Source organism: Brachybacterium sp. HMSC06H03, assembly GCF_001807385.1.
In the GTDB taxonomy this organism is placed as follows: Bacteria; Actinomycetota; Actinomycetes; order Actinomycetales; family Dermabacteraceae; genus Brachybacterium; species Brachybacterium conglomeratum.
Genome location: NZ_KV788742.1, coordinates 1 through 8,481 on the forward strand (window position 1 = coordinate 1; position 8,481 = coordinate 8,481).

The window sequence follows — 8,481 nt, forward strand, 5'->3', positions numbered from 1 at the left end:
CGGGGCTCGGCTGGGCGCCGGCGAGCTCCTCGGGGCTCAGCGCGCGGGCGCGGCGGCCGCGCCGCGGGGTGGTCTCCGGCTCGGTCATCGGCCGTCACCTCCTGTGTAGAGCGCGTACTTGTTGATGTATTGCACGACCCCGTCGGGCACCAGGTACCAGACGGGGGCGCCGGCGGCGACGCGGGTGCGGCAGTCGGTGGAGCTGATCGCCATGGCGGGCACCTCGATCAGGGTGACGCCGTCGTCCGGCAGTCCCGAGGTGTCCAGCTCGTGCCCCGGCCGGGTGACGCCGACGAAGTGCGCGAGCTGGAAGATCTCCTTGGTGTCCTTCCAGGTCAGGATGTTCTGGAGGGCGTCCGCGCCGGTGATGAAGAAGAGGTCCGCTTCGGGGTGCTCGGCGTGCAGCTCGCGCAGCGTGTCGATCGTGTAGGTCGCGCCGGGCCGGTCGACGTCCACGCGGGAGACGGTGAAGACCGGGTTCGCGGCGGTCGCGACGACGGTCATCAAGTAGCGGTGCTCCGGGTCGGAGATCTCCTGCGACGCCTTCTGCCAGGGCCGGCCCGTGGGCACGAACACGACCTCGTCGAGCGCGAAGACGCTCTGCACCTCGCTGGCGGCGACGAGGTGGCCGTGATGGATGGGATCGAAGGTCCCGCCCATCACGCCGATCCGTCGTCGCTGCAGCTCCACCGGTCTCAGCGGTCGGTGTCGGAGTCGGTGTCCGCGTCGTGCTTCTTGTCGAGGCTGCGGTGGTGCGCACCCCCGGTGAGCCAGGTGATGGCCAGCATGGTCATCAGGATCGCGAACGCACCGATCCCGATGAAGGGTGCGGGGATGCCCTCGCTCGCGCCGGCGCCGGACTCGGCGAGGATCATGAGCTGGTCGATCATGTTCTAGAAGGCCTTTCCTCGAGTGACCGGCCCATCATCCCACAGCGCGGGCGGGGTGCCGGCCGGAACCCGCCGGGTGGGAGTGGGGTCACGGGCGGACGTGGCCCTGACCGACCACGAGCCACTTGGTGGCGGTGATCTCGCTCAGCCCCATCGGGCCGCGGGCGTGGAGCTTCTGGGTGGAGATCCCGATCTCGGCGCCGAAGCCGAACTCGCCGCCGTCGGAGAAGCGGGTGGAGGCGTTGGCCATGACCACGGCGGAGTCGACCTCGGCGAGGAAGCGCTGCTGGGAGACGAGGTCGCGGGTGAGGATCGACTCGGTGTGGCCCGAGGAGTGGGCGCGGATGTGCGCGAGCGCGGCGTCGAGGTCGTCGACGACGGAGACGGCGAGCTCGAGGGCGAGGTACTCCACGTCCCAGTCCTCCTCCGTCGCGGGGACGTGCTCGACGCCCGCGGGCAGCAGCGCGGCTGCCCGCTCGTCCACGTGCAGGCGCACCCCGGCCTGCGCGAGTGCGGCGCCGAGCCGCGGCAGCGCCTCGGCGGCGACGTCCTGGTGGACCAGCAGCGTCTCCAGCGCGTTGCACACCCCGACCCGCTGGGTCTTGGCGTTGAGCACGATCTGCTCGGCCTGGTCGAGGTCGGCGCTCGCGTCCACCAGCACGTGGGTGGTGCCGGTGCCGGTCTCGATGACGGGCACCTGGGCGTTCTCGACCACGCGGCGGATCAGGCCCGCGCCGCCGCGCGGGATCAGCACGTCGACCAGGCCGCGGGCGCGCATGAGCACGTCGGCGCCCTCGCGGCCGTGCGCGTCGATCCCGACGACGAGATCCGCCGGCAGCCCGCGCTCGGCGAGCACGTCCCGCAGCACCGCGATCAGCGCGGTGTTGGAGTGCAGGGCCGCGGAGCCGCCGCGCAGCACGACGGCGCTGCCGGCCTTCAGCGCGAGGCCGGCGGCGTCGACCGTCACGTTGGGGCGCGCCTCGTAGACCATCCCGATCACGCCCATCGGCACCCGCACCTGGCGCAGCTCGAGGCCGTTGGCGAGCACGGAGCCGCGCACCACCTCGCCGACGGGGTCCGGCAGCGCGGCGGCGTCGCGCAGCTGCTGTGCGATCGACGCGATCCGCTGCGGGTCCAGGGCGAGCCGGTCGCGCAGGCCGGCGGCCATGCCGGACTCGTCGGCGGCGGCGAGGTCCTGGCCGTTGGCCGCGACGATCTCGTCGGCGCGGGCGATGAGCGCCTCGGCCATGGCGTGCAGCAGCGCGTCCTTCTCGGCGCGGCGGAGGCGCGCGAGCACGGGCTGGGCGTCCTTCGCGGCGCGGGCGGCGCCTCGGACCGCCGACTCGACGGAGAGTGACTGGTCGTCCATGGCCCGAGTCTACGAGGCGGACGTCCATGGAGCCCGGGGCGTCCGCCCAGGGAACCGGCGCGCCGGGAGAACCGGCCCCCGGTGCGTCAGAGCACCACCAGCTGATCGCGGTGGATCGCGGGGCGGCGGTACCGCTCCCCCAGCAGCTCCCGCGCCTCGTCGGTGCCGCGCCCCGCCATGGCCCGCAGCTCGTCGGAGCTGAAGGAGGTCAGGCCACGGCCGATCACGGTGCCGTCCGGGTCGGCGACGTCCACGGGCACCCCCGCGGGGAAGGTCCCCTCGACCCGGGTGACGCCGACGGCGAGCAGCGAGCGACGGCGCGAGCGCACGGCGCCGGCCGCGCCCTCGTCCAGGTGCAGCGTCCCCGCGCCGCGGGTCGCGAAGCGCAGCCACACCAGGCGCGAGCGGCGACGGCCGTGATGGGCGGGGAAGAAGGTGCCGACGTCCCGGCCCTCCACCGCCTCGGCGAAGCGCTCGGCGGAGGTCATCAGCGCCGCAGTGCCGGTGGTGGAGGCGAGCTGGGCGGCCGACAGCTTCGTGACCATGCCGCCGGTGCCGACCTTCGAGCCGACCGAGCCGATGCTCACCCCGGCCAGGCGCGCCACGTCCTCGACCACGCCGATCCGCTCCGCACCGGGTTCGCGGGGCGGGGCGGTGTAGAGGGCGTCGACGTCGGTGAGCAGGATCAGCGCATCGGCGCCGAGCAGCTGCGCGACGAGCGCCGCGAGGCGGTCGTTGTCCCCGAAGCGGATCTCGTGGGTGGCGGTGGTGTCGTTCTCGTTGACCACCGGCACGGTGCCGAGCTCGAGCAGGGCCTCCAGGGCGCTGCGCACGTTGCGATAGGTCTGGGGGCGGATCACGTCGGACTCGGTGAGCAGGACCTGCCCGGTGGTCCGCTCGTGCGCGGCGAAGGCGCGGGACCAGGCCGTGGCGAGCAGGGCCTGGCCCACGCTCGCGGCGGCCTGCTGCAGCGGCACCGAGGCGGGCCGCTCCGGCAGTCCCAGCGGGCCGAGCGCGGCCGCGATCGCCCCGGAGGAGACGAGCACCAGCTCCGTGCCGCGCGCCGCGAGCGTCGCGGCGACCTCCGCGACGCCGTCGAGGCGGGACTGGTCCAGCCTCCCCCGTGCGTCGGTCAGGCTCGAGGAGCCGATCTTCACGACGATGCGGCGGGCGCCGACGAGCTCCTCGCGGGCGGTGAGACGGGCGGGCTGACGCAGCTCCGCCACGCTCACCGCTGACCGTCCCCGTCGCTCGAGGGATCGGCCCAGTGGCCGGACCTCCGCTCCGCCTCCATCGCGGCGAGACGGTCCATGCGGGCGGCGGTGCGGGCCTTCTGCTCCTCGCGCTTCTGCTCGCGGGTAGGGCGGTGGTGGTCCTCGAGCCGGTCGTCGGTGCCGCGGCGGCCGAGCATCTCGGCGCCGCCCACCATCGTCGGCTCCCAGTCGAAGACGACCGCGTCGTCGCCGGGGCCGATCAGCACGGTGGAGCCGGCGACGGCCCCGGCGGAGAACAACCCGTCCTCGACGCCGAGCTTCGCGAGGCGGTCGGCGAGGAAGCCGACGGCCTCGTCGTTGGTGAAGTCGGTCTGGCGCACCCAGCGCTCGGGCTTGTCGCCGCGGACGCGGAAGGCGGTGCCGCCGTCGTACTGCTCGGTGACGACCTCGAAGGAGGCCCGGTCCACGCCGCGCGGGGTGAGGACGACGGGCGCCGGCTCCGGAGCGGGCAGGGCGGCGCGCGCCTGCTCGACGAGCTCGCCGAGCAGGAAGGACAGCTCCCGCAGCCCCTTGCGGGAGACGGCGGAGACGTCGAGGATCGGCATCTCCCGCTCCCCCAGCCGCTCGCGGACGAGGTCGGCCATGTCGGCGCCGTCGGGCAGGTCGGTCTTGTTCAGCACGACCACGGCGGGCCGCTCCATCAGCGGCACGCGGGTCTCTGCCTCCTCGTCCAGGCTCGCGGCATAGGCGGCGAGCTCGGACTCGATGATCTCGAGGTCGCTGACGGGGTCGCGGTCGGACTCGAGCGCGGCGGCGTCCAGCACGTGCACCAGCACGTGGCAGCGCTCGATGTGGCGCAGGAAGTCCAGGCCCAGGCCCTTGCCCTGGCTGGCGCCGGGGATCAGCCCCGGCACGTCGGCGATCGTGTACCGGTGCTCGCCCGCCTCGACCACGCCGAGGTTCGGCACCAGGGTCGTGAACGGGTAGTCGGCGATCTTCGGGCGGGCGGCGCTCATCGCCGCGATGAGCGAGGACTTGCCGGCGCTGGGGTAGCCCACCAGCGCCACGTCGGCGACGGTCTTCAGCTCGAGCACGAGGGTGCGCTCCTGGCCCGGCTCGCCGAGCAGCGCGAAGCCGGGGGCCTTGCGCTGCTTCGAGGCGAGGGCCGCGTTGCCGAGGCCGCCGTTGCCGCCGCGCGCGGCGACGTAGCGGGTGCCGATGCCCACGAGGTCGGCGATCACGGTGCCGTCCTCCTCGGTGACCACGGTGCCGTCGGGCACGGGCAGGACGAGGTCCTCGCCGTTCGCGCCGTGGCGCAGGTCGCCCTTGCCGAAGCCGCCGCCGGTCGCGCGCTGGTGCGGCTTGTGGTGGTACTCCAGCAGCGTCGTGGTCGAGGCGTCGACCTCGAGGATCACGTCGCCGCCGCGGCCGCCGTCGGCGCCGTCGGGACCCGCGAGGGGCTTGAACTTCTCGCGCCGGATGGAGGCGGCGCCGTGCCCGCCGGATCCTCCGACGACCTGCAGTCGGACGCGGTCGACGAATGTGGCCATGGGTGCTCTCCGAGGGTCGAGGGTGCCGTGGGGGTGGATAAGCGACGAGGGGCGGAGCGATCGGCTCCGCCCCTCGAAGGACGCTGGGTGCCCCGGGACCGGGGCGGCGTGTCAGACGGTCTCGACGACGCTGACCACGCGACGGTCGCGCTTGCGGCCGAACTCGACGGTGCCCGCGGTGAGCGCGAACAGGGTGTCGTCGTTGCCGCGGCCCACGCCGTCGCCGGGGTGGATCTTGGTGCCGCGCTGGCGGACGAGGATCTCGCCGGCGCCGACGACCTGGCCGCCGAAGCGCTTCACGCCGAGGCGCTGGGCGTTGGAATCACGGCCGTTCTTGGAGGAGCTGACGCCCTTCTTAGATGCCATCTGGGATCAATCCTTTGTCTGGTCGAGGGATCGCTCAGGCGATGCCCGTGATCTTCAGCCGGGTGAGCTCCTGGCGGTGGCCCTGGCGCTTCTTGTAACCGGTCTTGTTCTTGTAGCGGAGGATGCGGATCTTCTCGCCGCGGAGGTCCTCGACCTTCTCGGCGGTGACCTTGACCTTCGCGAGCTCGGCCTGGGCGGAGGTGACCTTGTCACCGTCGACCAGCAGCACGGGAGCGAGATCGATGCTGTCGCCCGCCTCGCCTGCCACGCGGTTGATCACGATGGTGTCACCGACCGACACCTTCTCCTGACGACCGCCTGCGCGGACGATTGCGTACACCACGTCACGTCTCCATCTTGTGATTCGGATCCAGTCTTCGAGTCGTGCGCCCACTCGGGTGGCCACCGCGGACCTGCGACCGTCAACCGTTCCCGGCCGGGGAGCCGGGCGGGAGATGCGGTCGCGCGATGTCCACCGGACGACGACTGCGACGCGTTTGCGCCAGGGGACAGCTTACGATCCCGTGAACAGCCGGTCAACCATGTGACACGCCCCGACCAGCGAGAACGCCGTCACACCGTGTGGAACAGGTCACTGGTCCCCGTCGGGATCGACCACCTGGCCGTCGACGACGACCTCGGGCTGGCTGTGACTGCCCGAGGCGGCGGCGATCGATGCGATCGTCGCGCGGGTCAGCGCACGGCTGTCCTCGTCGTCGGCGAGTCGGTGGACGTCGCCGGACTCCTCGGAGCCGTCGGCGTCACCGCCGTGCTCGTCATCGTCCTTCGCCCCGCCGCGACCGCGCCGGCCGCGCCGGCGCGAGGAGCCCTTGGAGCCGTCCTCGCCGCCACCGCTGCCGCCGCCCTGGGGGTGGCTGTGGCCGCCGTCGGCGTCCATGTCGACCGTCATGCCGCGTCCGTGGCAGTGCTCGCAGGTGGTGGAGAAGGTCTCCACCAGGCCCTGGCCCACGCGCTTGCGGGTCATCTGCACCAGGCCCAGCGAGGTCACCTCGGCGACCTGGTGCTTGGTGCGGTCCCGGCCCAGGCACTCCACGAGGCGACGCAGCACGAGGTCGCGGTTCGCCTCGAGGACCATGTCGATGAAGTCGATGACGATGATGCCGCCGATGTCGCGCAGCCGCAGCTGGCGCACGATCTCCTCGGCCGCCTCGAGGTTGTTCTTGGTGACGGTCTCCTCGAGGGAGCCGCCGGAGCCGGTGAACTTGCCGGTGTTCACGTCGACGACGGTCATCGCCTCGGTGCGGTCGATGACGAGGGAGCCGCCGGAGGGCAGGTAGACCTTGCGGTCCATCGCCTTCAGCAGCTGCTCGTCGATGCGGTGCTTTGCGAAGACGTCCTTGTCGCCGACATGGCGGGTGACGCGCTCGAGCAGGTCGGGGGCGACCTCGGAGACGTAGGAGTGGACGTCGTCGTAGACCTTGCCGCCCTCGACGACCAGCGAGGTGAAGTCCTCGTTGAAGACGTCGCGCACCACCTTGATGGCGATGTCGGGCTCCTGCGAGAGGGCCACGGGCGCGGACCGCGACTTCTGGGACTTCTGGATCTTCTCCCACTGGGCGGTGAGGCGCTCGACGTCGCGGGTGAGCTCCTCCTCGCTCGCGCCCTCGGCGGCGGTGCGCACGATCACGCCCGCGTCCTCGGGGATGATCTGCCGCATGATCTTCTTCAGCCGGTTGCGCTCGGTGTCGGGCAGCTTCCGGGAGATGCCGGTCATGGACCCGCCGGGCACGAACACGACATAGCGGCCGGGCAGGGAGATCTGGCTGGTCAGGCGCGCGCCCTTGTGGCCGATCGGATCCTTGGTGACCTGGACCAGCACGGGGTCGCCGCTCTTCAGCGCGAGCTCGATGCGGCGCGGCTGGCCCTCGAGGCCCACCGCGTCCCAGTTGACCTCGCCGGCGTAGAGCACGGCGTTGCGGCCCTTGCCGATGTCCACGAAGGCGGCCTCCATGGAGGGCAGAACGTTCTGGACCTTGCCGACGTACACGTTGCCGACCATCGAGGTCTGCGACTTCTGGGCGACGTAGTGCTCGACGAGCACGTCGTCCTCGAGCACCGCGATCTGGGTGCTGCCCTGGCGCTCGCGCACCACCATCGAGCGCTTGACGGACTCGCGGCGGGCGAGGAACTCCGCCTCGGTGATCACGCTGCGGCGACGGCCGGAGTCACGGCCCTCGCGGCGGCGCTGGCGCTTGGCCTCGAGCCGGGTCGAGCCCTTGACGGCCTTGACCTCGTCGCGCGCCTCGCGCACCTTGACCACGGTGTTCGGCGGATCGTCCGGGGAGGAGCCGTCGTCCCCGCTGCTGCCCGAGCGGCGGCGACGGCGGCGACGGCGCGAGCTGGAGCTCGAGCCGCTCGAGGAGGAGCCGGAGCCCTCCTCGCCCGAGCCGTCCTCGGTCTCCTCGTCCTCGGAGGAGTTCTCCTGCGCGCTGTCCTCGGCGCCGTGGTCGCGGCTGAGGGAGTCGTCCTCCCCGCGCCCGCGGCCGCGACGGCCGCGGCCCCCGCGACGACGACGGCGGCGCGAGGAGCCCGAGCCGCTCTCGGCGGAGTCGTTGTCGTCGTCGCTGTCGTTCCGGCCCTCGGAGTCGGTGTCCTCGGAGTCGTCCTGGTCCGTGTCCTCGTCCTGCGGCGCGTCCTGCTCGCGGGAGGAGGAGCGGCGGGAGCGGCTGCGGGACCGGCTGCGGCGCGAGGGCTGGGAGTCCTCGTCGCCGGTCTCCTCGGCCTGCTCCTCGTCGCGGGAGTCCTCGTCGTCCTCGTCCTGCGGGGCGACGGTGGTGCGGGGCTGCGGGGTCGGCGCCTGGAAGAGGAGGGAGGCGAAGTCCATCTGGACCTGCTCGCGCCGGCGCGCCCGGTCCTCGTCGACCTCGGGCTCGGCGGCGGCGGAGGTCTCGGTCACGGCCCCGGTCGCGGAGGCGAGGGCCTTGAGATCGTCCAGGACGGGGTTCGCGGCGGTCCCCTGCGCCTGCTCCTGCTGCTCGTCGGCCTCGGGCTCCGGCTCCTCCGTCGGCTGGGCCGTCGGCGCCTGGAAGGTCGGCGCTCCCGCCGGCGCCCCGGCCCGGCGGCGACGGCGC

8 protein-coding genes are annotated in these 8,481 nt (G+C 72.9%); all 8 read right to left on the minus strand.

Features of this window, described 5'->3' with window-relative positions:
- Positions 1-84: 84 nt before the first annotated feature.
- Complete coding sequence (gene nadD / locus HMPREF3159_RS06650; protein ID WP_070500249.1) at positions 85-660, minus strand: nicotinate-nucleotide adenylyltransferase; 576 nt, start codon at positions 658-660, stop codon at positions 85-87.
- A gap of 35 nt (positions 661-695) precedes the next feature.
- Complete coding sequence (locus HMPREF3159_RS06655) at positions 696-890, minus strand: hypothetical protein (RefSeq protein WP_010551794.1); 195 nt, start codon at positions 888-890, stop codon at positions 696-698.
- Positions 891-978: 88 nt separating this feature from the next.
- Positions 979-2,259 carry a glutamate-5-semialdehyde dehydrogenase gene (locus HMPREF3159_RS06660; protein ID WP_070500246.1) on the minus strand — a complete coding sequence of 427 codons (1,281 nt, stop codon included), beginning with the start codon at positions 2,257-2,259 and terminating at the stop codon, positions 979-981.
- 86 nt (positions 2,260-2,345) lie between these two features.
- On the minus strand, positions 2,346-3,491 hold the full coding sequence (proB, locus tag HMPREF3159_RS06665; RefSeq protein WP_070500247.1) for a glutamate 5-kinase: 1,146 nt from the start codon (positions 3,489-3,491) through the stop codon (positions 2,346-2,348).
- Positions 3,488-5,023 carry a GTPase ObgE gene (gene obgE, locus HMPREF3159_RS06670; protein ID WP_070500248.1) on the minus strand — a complete coding sequence of 512 codons (1,536 nt, stop codon included), beginning with the start codon at positions 5,021-5,023 and terminating at the stop codon, positions 3,488-3,490. The genes proB and obgE overlap by 4 nt, the downstream gene beginning before the upstream one ends.
- A gap of 111 nt (positions 5,024-5,134) precedes the next feature.
- A complete protein-coding gene (rpmA, locus tag HMPREF3159_RS06675) occupies positions 5,135-5,389 on the minus strand; it encodes a 50S ribosomal protein L27 (RefSeq protein ID WP_010551799.1) in 255 nt (84 codons plus the stop codon).
- Between the two features lie 34 nt (positions 5,390-5,423).
- Complete coding sequence (gene rplU / locus HMPREF3159_RS06680) at positions 5,424-5,732, minus strand: 50S ribosomal protein L21 (protein ID WP_029360839.1); 309 nt, start codon at positions 5,730-5,732, stop codon at positions 5,424-5,426.
- A gap of 249 nt (positions 5,733-5,981) precedes the next feature.
- Positions 5,982-8,481: Rne/Rng family ribonuclease (locus HMPREF3159_RS06685; protein ID WP_083305840.1), on the minus strand; the 2,500-nt coding region annotated here is incomplete at its 5' end.